The sequence below is a fragment of the Pantoea sp. alder81 genome, assembly GCF_020179835.1.
Lineage (GTDB): Bacteria > Pseudomonadota > Gammaproteobacteria > Enterobacterales > Enterobacteriaceae > Pantoea.
Window position 1 is genome coordinate 92,049 of record NZ_JAIUDA010000007.1, and the last position, 19,895, is coordinate 111,943.

General features: G+C 57.5%; 11 protein-coding genes. 2 read left to right on the forward strand and 9 right to left on the reverse strand.

The features are described 5' to 3' along the window. Window positions 1-10: 10 nt before the first annotated feature. Both bcsB (LBW88_RS18540) and bcsC read left to right on the forward strand, forming a co-directional pair. The gene (gene bcsB, locus LBW88_RS18540; RefSeq protein ID WP_265112756.1) at window positions 11-2,308 is read left to right on the forward strand and encodes a cellulose biosynthesis cyclic di-GMP-binding regulatory protein BcsB; all 2,298 of its coding nucleotides are present in this window, start codon (window positions 11-13) and stop codon (window positions 2,306-2,308) included. Continuing rightward, the gene (gene bcsC / locus LBW88_RS18545) at window positions 2,301-5,774 is read left to right on the forward strand and encodes a cellulose synthase complex outer membrane protein BcsC (protein ID WP_224933755.1); all 3,474 of its coding nucleotides are present in this window, start codon (window positions 2,301-2,303) and stop codon (window positions 5,772-5,774) included. The genes bcsB (LBW88_RS18540) and bcsC overlap by 8 nt, the downstream gene beginning before the upstream one ends. A gap of 106 nt (window positions 5,775-5,880) precedes the next feature. On the opposite strand, the gene LBW88_RS18550 is transcribed toward bcsC, so the two are convergent. The 9 genes from LBW88_RS18550 to dppD all read right to left on the reverse strand — a co-directional run bounded on the left by LBW88_RS18550 (window position 5,881) and on the right by dppD (window position 19,891). After that, complete coding sequence (locus tag LBW88_RS18550) at window positions 5,881-6,885, reverse strand: glycosyl hydrolase family 8 (protein ID WP_224933754.1); 1,005 nt, start codon at window positions 6,883-6,885, stop codon at window positions 5,881-5,883. A 9-nt stretch (window positions 6,886-6,894) separates the two neighbouring features. After that, window positions 6,895-7,341, reverse strand: coding sequence for a cellulose biosynthesis protein BcsD (bcsD, locus tag LBW88_RS18555; protein ID WP_224933753.1), 447 nt, complete (start codon window positions 7,339-7,341; stop codon window positions 6,895-6,897). Further along, entirely contained in the window at window positions 7,342-11,145 is a 3,804-nt protein-coding gene (locus LBW88_RS18560) for a cellulose biosynthesis protein BcsC (protein WP_224933752.1), read from the reverse strand. Between the two features lie 11 nt (window positions 11,146-11,156). After that, window positions 11,157-13,655 (reverse strand): cellulose biosynthesis cyclic di-GMP-binding regulatory protein BcsB, encoded by a 2,499-nt coding sequence (gene bcsB / locus LBW88_RS18565; RefSeq protein ID WP_224933751.1) that lies wholly within the window; start codon window positions 13,653-13,655, stop codon window positions 11,157-11,159. After that, the gene (gene bcsA / locus LBW88_RS18570; RefSeq protein WP_224933750.1) at window positions 13,652-15,757 is read right to left on the reverse strand and encodes a UDP-forming cellulose synthase catalytic subunit; all 2,106 of its coding nucleotides are present in this window, start codon (window positions 15,755-15,757) and stop codon (window positions 13,652-13,654) included. Before bcsA ends, bcsB (LBW88_RS18565) begins: the two co-directional genes overlap by 4 nt. 55 nt (window positions 15,758-15,812) lie before the next feature. Then, window positions 15,813-16,613 carry a cellulose biosynthesis protein BcsQ gene (gene bcsQ, locus LBW88_RS18575; protein ID WP_224933749.1) on the reverse strand — a complete coding sequence of 267 codons (801 nt, stop codon included), beginning with the start codon at window positions 16,611-16,613 and terminating at the stop codon, window positions 15,813-15,815. Further along, window positions 16,604-17,431, reverse strand: coding sequence for a cellulose biosynthesis protein BcsO (bcsO, locus tag LBW88_RS18580; protein ID WP_224933748.1), 828 nt, complete (start codon window positions 17,429-17,431; stop codon window positions 16,604-16,606). Before bcsO ends, bcsQ begins: the two co-directional genes overlap by 10 nt. A 476-nt stretch (window positions 17,432-17,907) precedes the next feature. Continuing rightward, on the reverse strand, window positions 17,908-18,915 hold the full coding sequence (gene dppF, locus LBW88_RS18585; RefSeq protein ID WP_200574135.1) for a dipeptide ABC transporter ATP-binding subunit DppF: 1,008 nt from the start codon (window positions 18,913-18,915) through the stop codon (window positions 17,908-17,910). Beyond that, window positions 18,905-19,891, reverse strand: a complete 987-nt coding sequence (dppD, locus tag LBW88_RS18590; RefSeq protein ID WP_200574134.1) for a dipeptide ABC transporter ATP-binding protein — start codon at window positions 19,889-19,891, stop codon at window positions 18,905-18,907. Before dppD ends, dppF begins: the two co-directional genes overlap by 11 nt. Window positions 19,892-19,895 lie beyond the last annotated feature (4 nt).

A 19,895-nucleotide genomic window follows, 5' to 3' on the forward strand; every position in this document is an offset into this window, starting at 1 on the left:
TGATATGACCATGACGAGAAAACTGAGCTGGTTTACTGCCCTGATGCTGGGCACCGCAACGCTGGCACAGGCCGCACTGCAGCCTTCCACGCCCGAAGCGCCGCGTGCCAGTGCACAGATACCGCTGCCGACAGTCAGCCAGCCCCTGGATGCCAACGCACCGCTGCGCGACAGTCAGCTGCTGTTTAATCAGGTTGCGCCGCCACCGGGCAGCATGACGCTGCGCGGCACCGAGCCTACCAGCCAGATCGAGTTTGGCGTGCGCAGTGACGAAGTGGTGACGCGTGCTTTGCTGACGCTCAGCTATCGTCCTTCACCGGCGCTGATCCCGACGCTGTCTCAGCTCAAGGTCTATCTCAACGATGAACTGGTGGGACTGGTCACCGTCACCGCCGATCAGTTGGGCAAAGAGAATCAAACCCAGTTACCCATCGATCCGCGTTTTATCGGTGACTTTAACCGCGTGCGCCTCGAACTGGTGGGCCATTACGCCAACGTGTGTGAAAACCCGGCTAACAGCACCATCTGGATGGATATCGGCAAAGAGAGCAAGCTCGATCTGACGCTGCAAAAACTGCCGCTGAAGAACGACCTGTCGCACTTCCCGGAGCCGTTCTTTGATGCGCGTGACAGCCGCCCGTTGCAGTTACCGATGGTATTCAGCAACCAGCCTGACCTGGTGCAGCAACGCGCAGCGGGTATTCTGGCATCCTGGTTCGGCAGTAAAGCGCAGTGGCGCGGTCAATCCTTCCCGGTGCTGTATAACCAGTTACCCAAAGAACAGCATGCCGTGGTGTTCGCCACCAACGACCATCGCCCGGACTTCCTGAAAGATTTGCCACCGGTGGAGAAACCGACCGTTAAAATGGTCAGTCAGCCGGACAATCCGTACGAAAAAATGCTGCTGATTCTCGGCCGCGATGATAATGATTTGCTGACCGCCGTCGAAGGTATCGCTCAGGGTGAACTGCTGCTGCGCGGTGAAACCTCGACCATCGACAGCGTGAAAATGCTGGCACCGCGTCAGGCCTATGATGCGCCTAACTGGGTGCGCACCGACCGCCGCACCACCTTTGCCGAGCTGACGCAGTATCAAAATCAGCTGCAGGCCGATGGCTTGCAGCCAAACCCGATCAGCCTGACGTTGAACCTGCCGCCGGATCTGTTCCTGGTGCGCGCGCGCGGCATCGACATGGATCTGATTTACCGCTACACCTCGCCGATCCAGCAAGATGGCTCGCGCCTGGCGGTGCATCTGAATAATCAGTTCATGCAGGATTACCCGCTGACGCAGAAAGACACGGCAGGTCAGCAGATAATGCGCATTCCGCTGATGCAAGGCCTGCAGGACAGCAACCGCCAGTTGACCATCCCGGCATTGCGTCTCGGCGTCGTCAACCAGCTGCGCTTCAACTTTGATTACGCCAACACCTTTATCGGTGGCACCGCTGACGGTCGCTGCGAAACTGTCACCGCCGTCGGTCATCACGTGGTGATTGATGACAACTCCAGCATCGACTTCTCCGGCTATCGCCACTACATCGAGATGCCGTCGCTTGGCGCGTACGCCAACGCCGGTTTCCCTTACAGCCGCTACGCCGATCTGGCGCAGACGCTGGTGTTGGTGCAGCCGAAACCCGCCAACGGGGAAGTCAGCACCATGCTGAACGCACTGGGCGCCATCGGTGCGCAGACCGGCTATCCGGCGCTGCGCGTGCAGATGAGTGATGACTGGAATCAGGCGAAAGATAAAGACGCTGACCTGCTGATGATCGGCGGCATTCCGCAGGATCTGCAGGATGACAAGAAGATCAACCTGCTGGCGGATGCGGCACGAAGCTGGATTAACATGCCATCACGTCCTGTCACCGCACAGAACGTGCCGGTGTCAGCCAGCGATCGTGCGGTGGAGAGCCAGACCGGTATCAGCTCACGCGGACCGATGGGTGCGATTGTCGGCTTCCAGTCACCGTTTAACGACCAGCGCAGCGTAGTGGCACTGCTAGCCGACAGCCCACGCGGCTGGGACCTGCTGAATAATGCCCTGCTCGACAGTGGCAAACGCGCCGCCGTATTTGGCTCCGCCACGGTGGTACGTGAGTCGGGGGTCACCAGCGTGCGCGTTGGCGATACCTACTTTGTCGGCCATCTGCCGTGGTGGGAACGCCTGTGGAATCTGCTGGCAACGCATCCGGTGTGGCTGGCGATTTGTGCCGTGGTGGTGGTGATGCTGTTTGCGCTGATGGCCTGGCGCCTGATGCGTATGGTGAGCCGTCGTCGCCTGGCTGAGCTGGAAGACGATGAATAAACTGCCTCTCGGGCTGCTGATTACCAGCATCCTGGCGGGCTCCGGCATCGCAGCCGAGGGTCCGCAGGTGTCACCGGTCGCCTGGCTGCTGATGCAGATTCGCACCGGTGAATCCACCAACAAGTATGATTTGGTGCAGCAGTCGCTTTATCGCCTGGAAAAAATCGATCCTGATAATCCACAGGTGCTGGCGGCGCAAATTCGCATGGCGCTGCGTCAGGGCGATCAGGCCAAAGCGCAGACGCTGCTGGATGAACTGAAAAAGGTCGCGCCCAATGACGTGGCGACACGTGAATCCGAAACCGGCCTGCGTCTGATGAGCGCTGAAGGGCGCCAGCAGCTGCAACAGGCGCGCTTACTGGCCACGGCGGGCCGCGTGGAAGAAGCTAAAGCCGCATGGGATGCCTTGTTCCACGGCGTGTTCCCGGATGTGAATACTGAACTGGAATATTGGCGGCTGGTGGCGCGCTTGCCCAACCAGCAGCTGATCGCTTATCGCCAGTTACAGGCGCTGGAAGCGCGTTATCCCGGCAATATCGGCGTAGAACTGCAGCTGGCGCGCATGGCGTTTGATAACAATCAGCCGGGCGAGGCGCTGGTGCAGTTGCGTCGTCTGGCCAATCGTGACGGCGGGCGCGATGCCGCCTCCGAACTCTGGCTGCAACAAATTCAGAACCAACCGGTCAGCGATCGCAGCGTAGCGAGCCTGAAGCAGTATTTGCAGGTGTTCACCTCGGGTGATGCCCAGCAGCGCGGTGAAGAGGAACTGGCGCGACAGCAGAAGCTGCTGGCCGATCCCGCCTATCGTGAGCGCATGCGCGGTCTGGCGCTGGTGGATGCCGGTGGGGGCGCGGGTGCCATTGCGACGCTCAGTGCCGCGCTAAAAGCCAACCCGAATGATGCCGAGCTGATGGGCGCGATGGGTCAGGCGCAGGCGCGAGCCAACAACCGCGCCGCGGCGATCAGCTGGCTGCAGAAAGCGATTCAGGCCGGACAGGCCAGTACCCAAGTCGGCAAATGGCAGTCACTGTTGCAAACCAATCGCTACTGGCTGGCGATCAACAACGGTGACGACGCACTGAAAAAAGGCGATGTGGCGGGTGCAGAGCGCCAGTATCGCAGCGCGCAGGCCATTGATAACCGTGATAGCTGGGCGCTGATTGGCCTTGGCGATGTCGCACAAGCACGGAAAAATGACGCGCAGGCTGAGCAATACTGGCAGCAGGCGCTGCGCCTCGATCGCAGTAATACCACCGCCGTGCGTCGGCTGGCCGCGCTGTATCAGCAGCAGTCACCTGCTCGTGCCATGGCGTTTATCAATGCCCTGCCTGCCGCGCAACAGCGTGCGCTGGCGGAGACGTTGCGTTCACTGCGCAGTGACAGCCTGCGAGCAGAAGCGGATGCGCTGGCTCAGCAAGGTCAGTGGCATCAGGCAGTGGTGAAATATCGCCAGGCTGCACAGGACAATCCCAACGATGTCTGGCTCTCTTACCGCTTAGCCAACGCACTGCGCAGCAGCGGTGAAGAAGCCCAAGGTGCACAGGTGATGGACGCTATGGTGCGCCACCACGCGCAGGAACCCGCCGCGATCTATGCCTGGGCACTGTGGCTTTCGTCCGGCGATCAGGATGATGCGGCGCTGGCGGCACTGCATCGCCTGCCGGAAACCCGCTGGGACAGCAATATGCACGAGCTGGCGGATCGCTTAACGCAGGATAAAGTGTACGCTCGCGCCACCGAGCTGCGCGCCAACGGCAATGAATCTGCCGCACTGGCGCTGTTGCAACAGCAGCCGGCCTCGACGCGACGCGATATCACCCTGGCGGACTGGGCACTGGAACGTGGCGACGCGAAATCCGCGCTGGCCAGTTACCAACGTGTCCTGCAGCAGGATGCCACCAACAATGACGCCGCGCTGGGCCGCATCGAAGCACTCATCGCCCTGAAGCGCAAAGACGAAGCACGCAAAGCGCTGCAAGCTTTACCCACCAGCGTGGCCCAGCAAAATATCAACAGCGGTCGCCGCGTGGCGCTGGCCTGGCAAAACAGCGGTGACACGGCGCGTGCGCAGCAGTTGTTCAGTGATTTAAAAACGCGTGCTGCTAAAGAAGCCCCATCGCAAAGCAAAGCGCTGGTGTATCGCGATGCGGCACGGCTCGAAACTCAGCAGCAACAGCCTGATGCGGCGCAGCAGGATTATCGTCTGGCGATGGCCGCCAGCGGTATCAGCGCTGACGCACCGCAGGATAACGACAGCTACACGCAGCTAACGCGCAACGACGCCAGCGATGACTGGCTGAAGCGCGGTATTCGCAGCGACGCCGCCGATCTCTATCGTCAGCAGGACACCACCTTCACCCTTGAGCAGGATTATTCGCGCGATAAAGGCACCGGCGGCATCTCCGACTTCACCGCGCACACCACCATGATGCAGGCGGAAACGCCGCTGGCCGACGGGCGCAGTTTTGTGCGCGTCGATCATGTGCTGGTGTCAGCGGGCACCTTCGCCACCCGCGATGGCAGCCACAGCGAACGGTTCGGCAGCTGTAATGATGACAACTCCGGGGGCTGCAGCCGCGACTTTACCCAGCGCGATGAAGGCACGTCGATTGGCGTCGGCTGGCATAACGATCGCTGGTCTGGGGATATCGGCACCACACCACTCGGCTTTGAAGTCACCAACTGGGTGGGCGGGCTGAGCTGGAAAACCGATGTTGATGATATTGGCGTGACGTTCACTGCTTCACGCCGACCGATCTCCAGCTCGCTGCTGGCCTATGCCGGTGCGCGCGATCCTGCTGCCAACGGCGGCAAAACCTGGGGCGGCGTAGTGGCAACCGGTGGCTCGGTTGGGCTGAGTTACGATCAGGGCGGCGCCAATGGCGTGTGGGCCGATATCAGCGCCCATCAAATCACCGGTGAGAACGTGGCGGACAACAGCCGCGAACGCCTGATGGCAGGCTATTACTACAAGCTGATCAACGAAGATAACCGCCGTGCCACCGTTGGCCTCAACAGCATGCTGTGGCATTACCAGAAAGACCTGAGCGATTACACCTTCGGCCAGGGCGGCTACTACAGTCCGCAGCAATACTTCTCGCTGGCGGTGCCGGTCACCTATCGCCAACGCACCGAGAACTGGTCGTTTGATCTGGGCGGCTCGGTGTCGTGGTCACAATCGCAAACCGACGGCCAGCAGCGTTATCCGGTCAATCCTGGCTTTACGCTGGCTTCCAACCCCACTTCAGACAGCAGCTCCGGCAACGGCTTCGGTTACACCCTGCAAGCGGTGGTAGAACGTCGCGTCACGCCGCACTGGTCAGTCGGTCTCGCGATGGATATTCAGCAGGCCAAGGATTACACCCCGAGCCACGGTTTGATTTACATGCGTTATTCAATGGGCGGCTGGAACGGCGATATGGATATGCCGCCACAACCCCTTGATCCGTATGCGGATTTTAAATAAAAAAGCCGTACTTCATCGGTGAAGTACGGCTTTCCCATTACGATGTAAATTGTGTCGCGACAAATTACTGTACCCGGTGGTAACAGCTCGATTTATCGCAAGATGTCTAACGCTTTTCCTGATACGCCAGCCAGGTCAGCAGTTGCAAGCTGGCGGAAAAGTAGTTCTGATCTGGCGCTAAACGATCGCTGAGATAACCGGTTTGATTCAGGGTTAAGTCACGTACCGCCAGCAAACCACCGTCCATATTGTAGGGCGCAGGGGTGTTGGCGAGCACATCAAACCAGGCCGGCGTCGTCTGGCGACCATAGCCCTGCCAGACGCGCTGGAACGGCACCAGGCGCAGGCTTTGCGGGTCATACCACCAGATATTCAGCGGAACACGAATCGCATCGTAGCTGAAGCGATTGGAGTAACCCACCGCCGGCGCCACCGAACCATCGGCATTCAGCGCCACCCAATCCAGCGGCAGGCCGGTTTTGCCAAAGTGCATATCACCCAGCAGTTCCATGCCGTCATCGATCAGGTTATTCCATACGCGCAGGTGACTGCGGTCGGCAAACTCCTGCCATGCGGCAAACAGGAAATATGAGGGATTCAGCACCACATAGCTGTTTTTGTTGAAGCCCTGTGCGCCAGGCAACATCACCGTGTGGCCACCAAAGGTGATCACGTTCAGTTTGACGATGGCGCGCTGAATACGATCAGAGGTTGACTGGTAATCACCGCCCCACTTTTGGCCAGCGCGCTGCAGTGCCCACGCAATCAACACATCACCATCTGAGGCATTGTTCTTGTCGGCAATCGGATCAGACGCACCCGGCGTGTAGCGCCAGTAGAACAGGTCATTCTGCGGATTACGCAAATGCGTGCGTGTCCACTTCCACAGCAGATCAAAAGTGCTGCGGTCATCATTGGCCACGGCCAACAGCATGCCGTAGCCCTGACCTTCGGTATGACTCACATTATTGTTGGCCGTGTCGCTGATACGGCCATCGCTGCTCATAAAACGGCTTTTATACGTACTCCAGCCATCTGCGGCCGCCTGGGCGCTAAAAAACATCACCATGAAACACAGCATCCATTGACGCCAGAACCGCAACACTTTCATTACCGCTTCCTATTGATATCGATAGTGCAGTGTACCGCCATCATTTTTCTCAAATGTGACGGGCACTGCTGCACTGCCACCCTGAGCCTGCAGCCATTGCGCATAGACACCGGCCAGCACGGCGCTCAAGGCCAGCTGCCAGCGCTCGGCATCCACATTGCTGTCGCCTTTTGGCAACGCGTGATGCTGAATCAAAATGGCATTTTCCTGTGGCTGCAATTGGGCAAATCCCCAGTTGAAGCGAGCCAGTTGCAGATTGATTTCACGCTCCAGATCCTGCACGGTGCGCGCTTCCGCTAAAGGATAGCGTGCCGCCAGCGATGCGCCCACGTCGATAAGAAAACCCTCGGCTTCCTCACCCGCGTTGTTCAACATGCTTTCAATCATCACGCTGACCAGATCAAACCAGCCCGGCTGATGCGGATGGCTGATGCGCGCGGTTACTTGCTCACTCATTTAGTTGTCTCCGAACAGATAACGGAAGTACAGATTCGCTGTGCTTTCGTTGTAATCACCAAAGGTGTCGTAGCCTAACTGGCCGCCCACGGTGACATCTTTGTTGATCTTGTAGTCCGCACCGGCATGCAAGTTATAACCAATGCCGTTTTTGCTCTCGCCGCTGTAATACGCGCTCTTCACATAGCCCAGATCGGCCAGGCTCTGCATTTGCGCCTGGTAAGTCGGATCGTTCGGGAAGTAGGCGCTCTTATCCTGGCTGTAGGATTGATAGCCCACTGAGCCGCCAACGTTCACTTTCAGATCGTCAAATTTGCGGGAGAAATCGATCGGGAAGGAGACCGATGCATAGTTCTGCGGGCTGAAGTAACCGCCCTGACCGTAGCTGAAGTAACTCAGGTTTTTCGAGTAATCCATCCACGACAGACTCATACCCACTTTCAGCTCGCGATCATCGTAGTGGAACGGACGCACGTAAGCACCGGCAGTGGCCTGGACGCTGTTGTTGCTCGCCACGTTTTCACCGATGTAACTGTACGCACCACCGCCGACGTAGAAACCAGCATCGCCGTTGTCGTAGCTCAGCAACGCGTTACCGCCGTTTTTGGTCACGCGACCCCAGCGCTTACCGCTGGTCTTATCTTCCACGCCGACATAGGAGAGCAGACTGTCAGTCATCGCACGACGTTCACCGGTGAGGATCAGCGTCAGGAAATCAGTCAGTTTCGGCGACCACTGCACGCCACCCACCAGGGTACTCAGATCCTGACCCAACGGCGTACTGCCAAGGTCGATCTTGTAGCTGTCGCCTTTCAGCGCCAGGTTCAGCTCAACACCGGTGGCCTTCTGCGAATCGGTAGAAGAGGTCGGCACATCATCAATTTTGGCATCGCCCGCGGCCACCACATTGCCCTGCACCAGCGAATTGGTGCCAAAACGACGCCACGCATCGCCACCCGCACTGCCTGCCGTCAGCGAGATTGGCGTCATGGTGAAGTCAAAGCGCGATTCGCCAAACGGCACGGTGGAGAAGGTCAACGGCGCTTTGGCTTCGGTCAGCTTACTCAGACCCGATTCGCCGTCACGACCACGAATCTGCATGCCGCCCTGCACCCAGGTGCCGGTTTTCTCTTGCAGGTCATCCATCATATTGTCGATCTGACGCAATGTCTGGCTTTGCTGGATCGCTGGCGTATTGCTCGCCAACGTCGTACCCGCTGCGCTGCTGGTGACATCCGGTGCCGATTGCCATGGCATCACCGCGCCATACGCAGACGGTGAACGTCCCACCGGCGAAGTGCCACGGTTGATGAACGGGTTATCCGACAGTGCCAGGCCACCCACGCTTGGTGTATCACCGTTGGTGGCACCCTGCAGGCCAATCAACTGACCGCGCGCGCTGCGCAGATAGCTCATCGCCTGGCTGTGATTACCGTTGGCTTCTGCCACGCGCGCCAGTAACAGTTGGCGATCCGGTGATTGCTCGTTGTTCAAACCGCGTGTCAGAGTATTGGCTTTATTGACGTCATTGTTGGCCAGCGCCACGTTGATTGCGCCGGTACGCGCATCTTGCGTTGGCGTATCCTGCGTCATCAGATAGTCATACACCACGCCCGCTTCTTTGTTCATCTTACCGGACTGATACAGTCGCGCCATGGCGAACATCAGATCGCGGTTCTGTGGATCGTGTTGCAGTGCGCCCACCAGCTTGTCGTAAGCCGCGGCGTACTGCTTCTGCTCGCGCAGACGATCCACTTCGTTGATCACGTAACCGTTGCGAATCCCTGCCAGCTGCGTTGGCGTACTGCGTGCCTGCAACTCCGGGCTGCTGAGGAAACTCTGCGCTTCGGTATTCAGACCGGCCTGGTTGAGCACCGCGACCTGCGCTGCGTAATCACCGGCGTTGCCCTGAATGCCGCGCTGCATATTTCTGCGCACCACCGAGACCGCGGTAGTGAGATCGCCCGCTTTCGCCAGCTTCTGCGCCAGGTTACCGGCATCCACCGGGTTAGACGGCGGCGATGACGCCAATGCACGCAGGGTGTTTGCCGCTGCAGCATTAGAACCCTGAGCCAGATACTGATCGGCGGTGGTCATCTGCAGGTTGAAGTTCACGCGCTGCGCCAGTTCACGCATGTCGCTGCTCTTGCTGCCGTTAGGAATGCGTGACAGCAACAGGCTCGCCTGCTGCCAGGCGCCGCTTTCGCTGGCGTTCAGTGCGCCGGCATACAGTTCGGTGGTGCTGGCACCGGTACGCATCGCTGGCTGCATGATATTGGCGGCCATCATGCTATCGCCCTGCGCACGATAAATACGCGCCAGATCGAGACGTAACCAGCCATCGTTCGGGAAGCGCTGAATACCGCTGTTCAAAGTAGCAATCGCGGCACTGTTATTGCCCGCCGCCAGCTCACGCTTGGCCTGCGCACGAATCGGATCGGTGCTGCTGCCGCGCGGGGCCACGCTCTGGCGCACGCTATCCGGCAGAGAGGCCAGCAGCGTGTTCGCCTCAGCGCTGCGGTTCTGCTGACGCAACACGTAGAACAGGCCTTCTTTGGCGTTACGGTTGTTCGGGTCGGCTTGCAGGATGGAACGATAGGTTTGTTCCGCCTGATCAAGTTGGTTGCTGCGACGCTGCACGTCAGCGCGGAACAGCTTGGCCGAGACCCCTTTCTCGCCATCGGCCTGTGCCAGTGGCTCACTCAATGCTAATGCCTGCGCGCTGTCACCGTTTTTCAGTGCCTGCTGCGCGGTTGCCAGCTGGGCATAGAAGCGTGCATCGGCTGCCTGCTTCTGGCGCGTGTCGCTCTGATCACCGCCCATCTGCGCAGCGCGCGTCAGGTAATCCGCCGCTTCAGCGTAGCGCCCGGCACGCTGAGCCACATAGCCCATACCCGCGAGTGCATCGGCATCCTGCGGGTTGGCCTGCAGCACTTTCTCAAAGTTGTTCTGCGCGTTGCTAACATCGCCGCTGTTCAGCGCGGTAAAGCCTGCACCTTTCTCGGCGCCACCGACGTTTTTACGGTAGTAATCCAGCACCGCATTGTCCTGCGGATGGCGTTGCTGCCAGGTCTGATACAGCGAGGCATCGGACGCCTGCGGACCGAGCCACAGCAGCGCCTGACGCAGTGAGCGGTCAGCATCTTTATTGCCATCCGCCAGCGTGCCCAGCAGATCAATACCCTGACGGCGGGTCGATTCCTGATAGGTCAGTGCCTTGCCCAGCGCCAGCTTCGCGCCGGTATCCTGTGGATGATCGGCCGCGAATTGACGCAGCGCTTCAACTGCCTGTGGCAGCAGGGCGCGGTCACCGGCCATGGTCAGGTAATATTCAGCCGCCACGCTTGGTGGTGGCTCATTACCGTTAAAAGTATTGCGCCAGGTCTGCAACGAAGCCGCGATATTGCCGCTGCGCGCTTGCTGGCGTGCCAGAGACAGCTGCGCCTGCGGGATAGTTTGCAGCTGACGCGCATTATCCAGTTCACTGAGATGAGGATCGTTAGGCGATGCGGCACTCAGGCGCGCACGCCACTGCGCCGCTTCGGCAGTGCTACCGCTCTGCTGGGAATAGAGCGCCAGCAAATAAAGCGCCTGGGTGTTGTTGGGTTCCACCATCAACACTTTCTGCAGCGAAGATTTCGCCAAATCGTCATGCGCTTTCTGATGCCAGTAAGCCGCCTGATCGAACAATGCTTGTAACGCAGGATTGGTGCTCTCCGCCGCCAGCAGCGGCTGAGAGAACGCCAGTGCCCCACCCAGAATCAGGGCATGACGAATACCGGCACTCAACAGATTTTTTTTCATTGTTTTTATCCTTACTTCTTGCCGGACTTGCTATCAGCTTTCGGGTTGAGACGTCGCCATGCATGACGTTTCAGCATCGCCCAGGCGCTACCCCCGACCAGTGCGGAGAGCAGCAGTGCCGCCAGCGCCATCAGTACCGAGTGCTGGTTGGCATACCACACCACCATCATGTACCACGGCATCTCACCGCTCGGGAATTGCGGACCCACGCGGAAACTGCGGATACCGTTTTCATCAGTGATGATGGCGGTATCGCCACGAATACCGGCGTTAATACGCGCCGAATTAAGATCTTCATGCAGACGCAGTAGCTGTTGATCGCTGGTTGCCACCGTCATCACCACCAGGCGATCGGCATTCCACGGCGAGCGGTAGCTGACAAAGCCACGCCACGCTTCGTTGGAGGAGAAGTAGCGATCGGCATCCAGCTGCTGAAGATTCCAGTCTCCGGTCAGCCAGCCACGCAGCTTGTCCCAGGTCGTCGGATCTTTCACACCGAGCGTGTTACCGCTGGTCTGATAAGGCGTATTAGCCAGCATCTGCTGATTGAATTCACTGTTCTGCGTGGTGCTCACCGCCAGCAGATCGCTGTCCTGCAGGCGCGTCAGATTGGTGCCGCCATTTGGCAGGCCAAACAACACCTGGTTCTGCACCAGCGGTACACCGGTCGCGTTACCGGCACGTGAAGACATATCCAGCAGCGTGGAGATCTCCGCGTCGGTCGGTTTTTCCGGCAACAGCAAGGTGGTCTGCGAGAAGTCCGCCAGACGCGAGAACGGGAACGATGCGCCAACGAAGTACGACAAGTTCGGCAGCATGGTGAAGTGACGGGTGTGGCTCAGATCGATCCACGAATCATCTTCGATACGGCTCTTGATGTTGTTGTTCAGCAGCACACCGCATGGCGCATCTGCTTTCGGTTTGATGTTGAAATACAGCGCCAGCTGGTTATCACCGTAAATCAGGTACGGCTCCAGCTTCAGGGTGTAATGCTCCTGACGGGCGTCGCCGCCCAGACGATGCCAGGCGCTTTCCAGCAAGCCGACTTTATTCACGGTCAGGTTGCGCAGGAAGGTGCCGTTGAGCATCACGTTGAGGAACGATTTGTTCTCATCAATCCAGCTTTCTGACGGGAAGCGATAGTGCAGCTCCACCGGAATGGTGTCGCCATCCCACATAAACAGGTCTGGCGCCGCGCGGAAGTTCACGCTCAGCGCATCGTGCCAGATGCCGGTGGTGGTCAGGCTCTGATCTTTACGCAGCAGCTCGCTCAAACGTACCGGACGGCTGGTGTTGATCCAGCGTGGCGCGTCATACGGCTTACGCAGGCCAATCGGCTGCGGCTGCACGTTCAGGCTGCTGGCATCGGTTGCCAGCGGCTGGGTGGTTAAGCGGTTGGCCGCCTGACGCAGTTGGGCATCGTCCGCGCCGACCACTAACAGCAGTTTGTAAACCGGGTTGTTCGGGTTATCAATCACCTGCAGCAGCGGACCGTTGGTCGCCGGCAGGGTCACAGAACCAATTTTATCGCCGGGATGGCCAATCAGAATACCGTTATGCTCCGGCAGATCGCCACGCACCACCGGGAAACGGATACCGCGATAGTCAGATTGAATACCCATCCACGATGAGACTAACGCCGCTGCGCTGATACTGTCCGGCGTGGCATTGGCGGCGAAGCCAAAGGTTACGCTGGCGGGCGTCATGCGCTGCGCATCCATAAACGGACGCGGGAAATTACGCAGGCTGGTGCCGATATTCAACTGCTGGCCTTCGAGGCTTAGCGTGGTTTTCGGCAGAATCGACACCTGATACTGCTGTGCACTCTCTTTTTCGCACAGCAGTTTGTCGGCATCGTTAATTTTGAAGCTGAGGTTGTTGCTTGAGACCACCATTGCAGCTGGGATATCCAACTGATAATCGCTGACATCGCTGTCACTTGAACCTAATGGCAAGGTACCCAGCGGCTGACCGTTCAACATCAGCTGCAACGAGGTATTACGCGCCGCCAGTGCCGCCGAAACGCGCAGCGACAAATTCAGGCGCGCGTTGGTGATCACTTCATCGCTCGGCAGGGTAAACACGATACCGGATTGCAGCTGGCCACCGGTCAGGGTGACGCCCTGCGGCTGACCCATCTGCGCCACGGAAATGGTGGTGCTGACGGGCTGGTTAAGCATCGCAGAGGCCGCAACAGGTGCAGCTTCCGGTGCCACAGGGGCCACGTTTGGCAACACCATTTCGGGTGCAGGCGTGCTGTCGGCAGGCTGGTTCTCTGTCGCAGCTGGCGCAGCATTTTCAGTTGGGGCGCTTTCTACTGGCGCATAAGGCGTGGTGCCCGCCGCCTGCTGCAGCTGTGCATCCGCTTCACTTTGAATACCTTGCGGTGGCGGAACGTTGGACAGGGCCGAACTATCCTGCGTTACCGCAGGGGTTTCCGCCCAGGCCGGGGCGAGCATCAGCGCCGTCGCCAGCGAGCTTGCCAGCAACGTTTGCGTCAAATTCTTCATACTGCGCTGTCCTCTTTCACTGACGGCTGGTTGTCACGCTTACGCTTCTCACGGCGATCTTTCCAGGTCAGCCAGAACAGCTCAAATACGGTACGAATGATGGTGCCCAACGAAACCAGCGGATTGTCCGCCTTATATTCCGGCTGAATCCATGCATCGGCACGCGCCAGTACCACGCGCACCAGTTCACGGCGGCGCGACAGCGGCATATCGCCAAAACGCAGGCGGATAGACTCTTCATCGCCGGAGATTTTACTCACCGGAATGGTAATAGCACCGGATTTCAGCAGCAGATCAATCTCTTCGATTTCATCGTGCTCATGACGATTATCTGGCGCATCCAGCTGCGCACCGCCCATCGACAGGTCGCTGGTTTGGGTGCGTGATGAGATACCGCTGGCATAGTGAATCACCGCCGGAATCTGCACTTCGATACGGATAGTTTTACGTACCTGCTTGGTTTCACGCGCCACGGCAATCGCCGCCATCAGGATGATCAAGCTAAACACCGCCCAACCTACGTTGAGGGCGATAACATAAGGATCCACGCCAAAGTAGTCATGCGCGGTTGCACGCACCACCCCCGCCACGATACCAATGGTCAGCAGCACCGCGACAATCACATGCGGACGTACAATGTGGAAATCGAAGAAGCCCTGATCCAGCAAACCGCCCTTATCCGTTACGTTAAATTTCCCGCGTTTCGGTGCCAGCATGGTCAGCAACGTCGGGATAACGAGGTGGAAGCACATCACGGTCTCGTAGATTTCACCCCAGAAGGTGTAACGGAACTTGCCGTTCATACGAGAGTTGACGTACAGCGACATCACCAGGTGCGGCAGTACGTAGGCGAAGATCAGTGATGCTGAAGAGTGAATGATGTTCAGGTTGAACAGCAGGTACGCCAGCGGCGCGGTCAGGAACGCCACGCGCGGTAAGCCGAACTGGAAGTGCAGCATGGCGTTGAGGTAGCAGAGACGCTGCTGCCATTTCAGACCACGACCAAACAACGGGTTATCGACGCGGAAAATCTGCGTCATGCCACGCGCCCAGCGGTTACGCTGTACCACGTGCAGACCGAGACGCTCAGTCGCCAGACCGGCAGCCAGCGGAATCGCCAGGAAAGCCGAGCCCCAACCTAAACGCTGCATTTTCAATGCGGTGTGCGCATCTTCGGTCACGGTTTCGACCGCAAAGCCACCAATCTCTTCCAGCGCACTGCGACGGATTACCGCACAAGAACCACAGAAGAAAGTCGCATTCCAGTTGTCGTTACCCTGCTGAACAGGGCCGTAGAACAGTGCACCTTCGTTCGGGATAGTACGCGCCGCACGCAGGTTACGCTCGAATGGATCCGGCGAATAGAAGTAGTGCGGGGTTTGCAACAGAGCCAGTTTAGGATCTTTCAGGAACGGACCCACGGTCGCCTGCAGGAAAGTACGTGTTGCCACGTGGTCACAGTCAAAGATGCAAATCAGCTCACCCTTAGTGATTTTCATTGCATGGTTGAGGTTACCGGCTTTCGCATGGCTGTTGTCGTCACGGGTGATATAGCCCACACCGACATCGGCGGCAAATACCGCAAACTCACTGCGCTTGCCGTCATCCAGCAAATAGACCTTAAGCTTGTCACGCGGATAATCAATGCACTGCGCTGCCAGCACGGTATCACGGACTACATCGAGGCTTTCGTTGTAGGTCGGGACATAAACGTCCACGGTTGGCCACAGGCTGGTGTCATCCGGCAAAGGTTCAATGGTGCGTTTTAATGGCCAGGTGGTCTGCAGGAAGCCAAGAATCAGAATCAGCCAGACGTACAGTTCGGCCAGATATAAGCCGATACCGAGAATCGCTTCAATCTCGGAATTAAACTGCAGCGTCTCCGTGGTGCGCCACCAGATATATCGGGTCGACATCAGCGCAGAAAGGATAACCATCACAACGGTTATTTTGCGGCTTTTGCTGAAGCCCAGTAAAAACATCATCCCGATGCTGATTAAGCCAAAGATATACTGCTTTTGGCTGTCCATAGGCGTGATGATGATTACCGCGGCCACTGGTGCGAGCACCAGCAGCAGCAGGTAAAACCCGAGTTTACTCATGATTCACCCTGAAGAAGCTGTGTTGTTATTATTTCTGTCTGACAACGACAGAGTGTTAATAATGGCTGCGGATCGGCGCCTGAACTTCACCGTTACCCACGGTAACGTTGAGGATATTAGCCACCCGTTTAGCAACCAGTTCGATATCAAATGCGGCCGCAGAAGCTGGGCTGAAATCAAACACCGATTGCTGTGAGGCATTTGCCTCCGCGACACTTTCATCGCGGTGCACCACACCCAATAAGTTTTCACCCAAGCGCTGCTGCATAAAAGCAGTCACTTCGCGGCTAATATTGCGGCGATTGTCGCTCTGGTTTAATACGAAATAGTGACCACGTTTATTATTGAGCGGCTGACCAATCATGCGGTCATTTTCAATTTGCGGCAGTAAAGAGACCGAGGCGGTGTCCGCTAACATCACCACTAAATGCATATCGGCTAATGCCTGCATAGCTTTAAGCGCAGGACCCGGGCCTGGCGGGAAATCGGCAATAATCACCAGCCCCGGATAATTCAGCACCGTATCCAGACCACGACGCAGGAAATGCGGATCTTTGATCAGGTTCTCTTCAAAACGCTCACGCTGATCTTCGGTAACGTCACCATAAGGCATGACAAAAATATTCCCGCCGGTGGTGAGAATGGATTGGCTCCAGTCCGCCTGCTCTTCTGAGCGCGCAACAAAGCCGCGGCCATCATGCAGTGGCACACCAAAATGCAGGCGCAGTGCGTTCTGGACATCGAAATCGATTGCCAACACCTTGCTGCCGGCGCGAGCCAGACTCCATGCAAGGTTGGCCGCCATAGTGGTTTTCCCTACTCCCCCTTTTGGCGAGCACACACAAACTAACGGCATAGCGCAATCTTCTCCAGTAACGGTTTCAATGGTGTTTCTTTAGAAATATTAGCAGGTTCCGCGGGACGGGAACGGAACAGTGAACCAAAGCGAGACGGTGCAGCCGCAGCTGGACGCGCCGGTTCTGCTGGTGCGGCGAATGTTGGCGCAGGTGCAGGACGCGCTGGCTCTGCTGGTGCGGCGAACGTTGGCGCAGGTGCAGGACGCGCTGGCTCTGCTGGTGCGGCGAACGTTGGCGCAGGTGCAGGACGCGCTGGCTCGACCGGAGCAGCAAACGCAGGTGCAGCCGGGCGCGCTGCTTCAACTGGTGCAGCAAAGGCAGGTGCCGCCGCCGGAGCGGGCACGACTGCCGCCGCCGGTTTGGCTGGTGCCGGTGGAAACAGTGATGTGGTCGCCTGGCGCTCAACATGGGTGGCTTTCGGCGCCTGGGTTAATACAGAAGGTGCCGGCTTAGCCGCCGGAGCGGGCGGAAACAGCGATGAAACGCCGGTCGGCGACGTCGCTGGCGCAGATTCAACCGGCGCAGTGGCGGCCAGGCTATCAAGAATCGAACCGCGTGGGGTGCTGGTAACAGGCGCAACCGTCGCAGGTGCAGCCTGAGCTGGCGCGGTAAACTCATCGCCACGAATCGGTTGCGGCTGTGGCAGGTCAATGCGTTGGCCACTGCCTAATTCCGGCACATTATCGGTACCCAATTGGCGAATAATCGCCCACTGGCTGTGATCCGCTTCCTGCGATTGCCCAGACATATCCTTAAAAGCGATATCAAGCGTTTTGGTCTTTTCTTTAAAACGCTGCAGATCGTCGTAATTCTTCATGATCAGAGCCTGTAAAAACGGGAGGGGATTTTTCCTGGAATATAGCACACACATTAACGGAGAGTGAGAGAATTCTGATTATAAAAGCGCCGCATTCGACAAAAGAGTTTTATCCGGATGATTAAAAAACTGGAGATGCAAAAAGCATGCTGATATTTAAGCCCGGAGATTTATTAATATCGATTAACTGAAATAATAACGGGGAGTACACAACCCTAAATGACTGATATGTCATGCATGTGGTTCAATTTACGGATTTTACAGCTGTGTGATTATGCTCACAGATTCCTGACGGTATTCAGAATTTGCCTTAACAATTTATATCTTTATCAGGACCAATTCTTTATTGATGCAGCGGGGTAATACATTTCAGTCTCCTTTTTACATCGCCTTTTCTGGCGTTAATTTTCCTGAAGTATAACGCAGTAAAAAAAAAGGCTCCCACAGGAGCCTTTACTCATTTCTGGCGTTATTAATTACACGCCCACCGGCTGATTCTCATCTTGATCCACCGCGAAACAGGCGATTTGCTGGTCGCCATATTGCTTCAGTTTGGGCTGCAACTGGACGCAGGTGCCAAAACGACGGCGACAGCGCGCGTTAAACGCACAACCCGGCGGCGGATTGAGTGGGCTTGGCAACTCGCCGGTCAATTTAATACGTTCGCGACGCTCATCTGGATTCAGACGCGGCGTGGCTGATAACAAGGCCTGCGTATAAGGATGACGCGGATTGCTGAAAATGGCCTCTTTACTGCCCCGCTCAACGCAACGACCTAAATACATCACCATCACTTCGTCAGCGATATGCTCCACCACCGACAAATCATGAGAAATGAACACATACGACAAACCCAAATCCTGCTGCAAATCCATCATCAGGTTCAGTACCTGTGCACGCACGGATACGTCGAGCGCGGAGACCGGTTCATCGGCAATCAGCACATCCGGGTCAAGCATCAGCCCACGCGCAATGGCGATACGCTGACGCTGGCCACCGGAGAACATATGCGGATAGCGATCGTAGTGCTCGGTTTTCAGGCCCACCTTCGCCATCATCTCCAGCGTCTTTTCACGGCGTTCCGCTTTGGTCAGCGAGGTATTAATCACCAACGGCTCTTCAAGAATCTGGCTGATTTTCTTACGCGGATTGAGCGAGCCGTAAGGGTTCTGGAACACGATCTGGATTTTCTGACGGCGCAACTTTTGCGCCTGCGGATCGTGCTTCAGCAAGTCCTGACCGTGCCAGTACAGCTGGCCTTCGGTCGGTGTTTCAATCATGGTCAGCAAGCGGCCAAGTGTGGATTTGCCACAGCCCGACTCACCCACCACCGCCAGCGTTTTGCCGCGCTCAAGGTTGAACGAGACGCCATCCAGCGCTTTCACCAGACGCTCCTGGCCAAACAGGCCTTTCTTCACCGGGTAATGCTTTTTCAGGTCGATCGCCTGCAGCAGGTAATCCTGCTTAGTGTTATCAAGACTCATAAGTTGGTCTCCCGGCATCATCCAGTGGGAAATGGCATTTGGACTGGCGACCCGGAATGTCACGCAGTTCAGGTTCTTCACGACGGCAGCGCTCGGTCACATACGGGCAGCGCGGATTGAGCAGGCAACCATTTGGACGGTCATATTTGCCCGGTACCACACCCGGCAACGAGGCCAGACGCGCTTTATCCGCCGCAAATTCCGGCAGTGCGCGCAGCAACGCCTGGGTGTACGGATGACGCGGCGCTTTAAAGATATCCACCGCTTTACCACTCTCGACCACCTGGCCGGCGTACATCACGATGATGTGCTGCGCGGCTTCTGCCACTAAAGCCAGATCGTGTGTAATCAGGATCAGCGCCATGTTCTCCTGCTTCTGCAATTCCAGAAGCAGTTCGATGATTTGCGCCTGAATGGTCACATCCAGCGCGGTGGTCGGCTCATCGGCAATCAGTAGCTTGGGTTTGCAGGCAATCGCCATGGCGATCATCACACGTTGGCTCATACCCCCCGACAGCTGATGCGGATAAACATCCAGACGAGACGCTGGATCGGGAATCCCCACCTGATCCAGCAAATCAATCGCGCGCTGACGACGGGTACTTTTGCTGCCGCCCTGATGCACCTTCAGCGCTTCCATGATCTGGAAGCCCACGGTGTAGCACGGGTTAAGGCTGGTCATTGGGTCCTGGAAGATCATCGCGACTTCAGCGCCCACCAGCTGGCGGCGCTCTTTCTCGGAGATTTTCTGCAGGTCGCGCTGGTTGAACTCCAGCTTTTCCGCCATCACGCGGCCGGGATAATCAATCAGCCCCATAATCGCCAGCGAGCTGACCGATTTACCGGAGCCAGATTCACCAACAATCCCCACCACCTGGCCTTGTTCAACCTGGTAGCTGATGCGATCTACTGCACGGAACGGTGTTTTTTCGTCGCCGAAGTGCACCGACAGTTTTTCTACATTTAATAGTGCCATCTCG

Excerpts from the sequence above, each read along its gene's own strand:
- LBW88_RS18550 (WP_224933754.1), bottom strand. The coding sequence starts at position 6,885 with ATGAAAGTGTTGCGGTTCTGGCGTCAATGGATGCTGTGTTTCATGGTG.
- bcsO (WP_224933748.1), bottom strand. The coding sequence starts at position 17,431 with ATGAAGAATTACGACGATCTGCAGCGTTTTAAAGAAAAGACCAAAACG.
- bcsC (WP_224933755.1), top strand. The coding sequence starts at position 2,301 with ATGAATAAACTGCCTCTCGGGCTGCTGATTACCAGCATCCTGGCGGGC.
- bcsA (WP_224933750.1), bottom strand. The coding sequence starts at position 15,757 with ATGAGTAAACTCGGGTTTTACCTGCTGCTGCTGGTGCTCGCACCAGTG.
- bcsQ (WP_224933749.1), bottom strand. The coding sequence starts at position 16,613 with ATGCCGTTAGTTTGTGTGTGCTCGCCAAAAGGGGGAGTAGGGAAAACC.
- bcsB (WP_265112756.1), top strand. The coding sequence starts at position 11 with ATGACGAGAAAACTGAGCTGGTTTACTGCCCTGATGCTGGGCACCGCA.
- LBW88_RS18560 (WP_224933752.1), bottom strand. The coding sequence starts at position 11,145 with ATGAAAAAAAATCTGTTGAGTGCCGGTATTCGTCATGCCCTGATTCTG.
- bcsD (WP_224933753.1), bottom strand. The coding sequence starts at position 7,341 with ATGAGTGAGCAAGTAACCGCGCGCATCAGCCATCCGCATCAGCCGGGC.
- dppF (WP_200574135.1), bottom strand. The coding sequence starts at position 18,915 with ATGAGTCTTGATAACACTAAGCAGGATTACCTGCTGCAGGCGATCGAC.
- bcsB (WP_224933751.1), bottom strand. The coding sequence starts at position 13,655 with ATGAAGAATTTGACGCAAACGTTGCTGGCAAGCTCGCTGGCGACGGCG.
- dppD (WP_200574134.1), bottom strand. The coding sequence starts at position 19,891 with ATGGCACTATTAAATGTAGAAAAACTGTCGGTGCACTTCGGCGACGAA.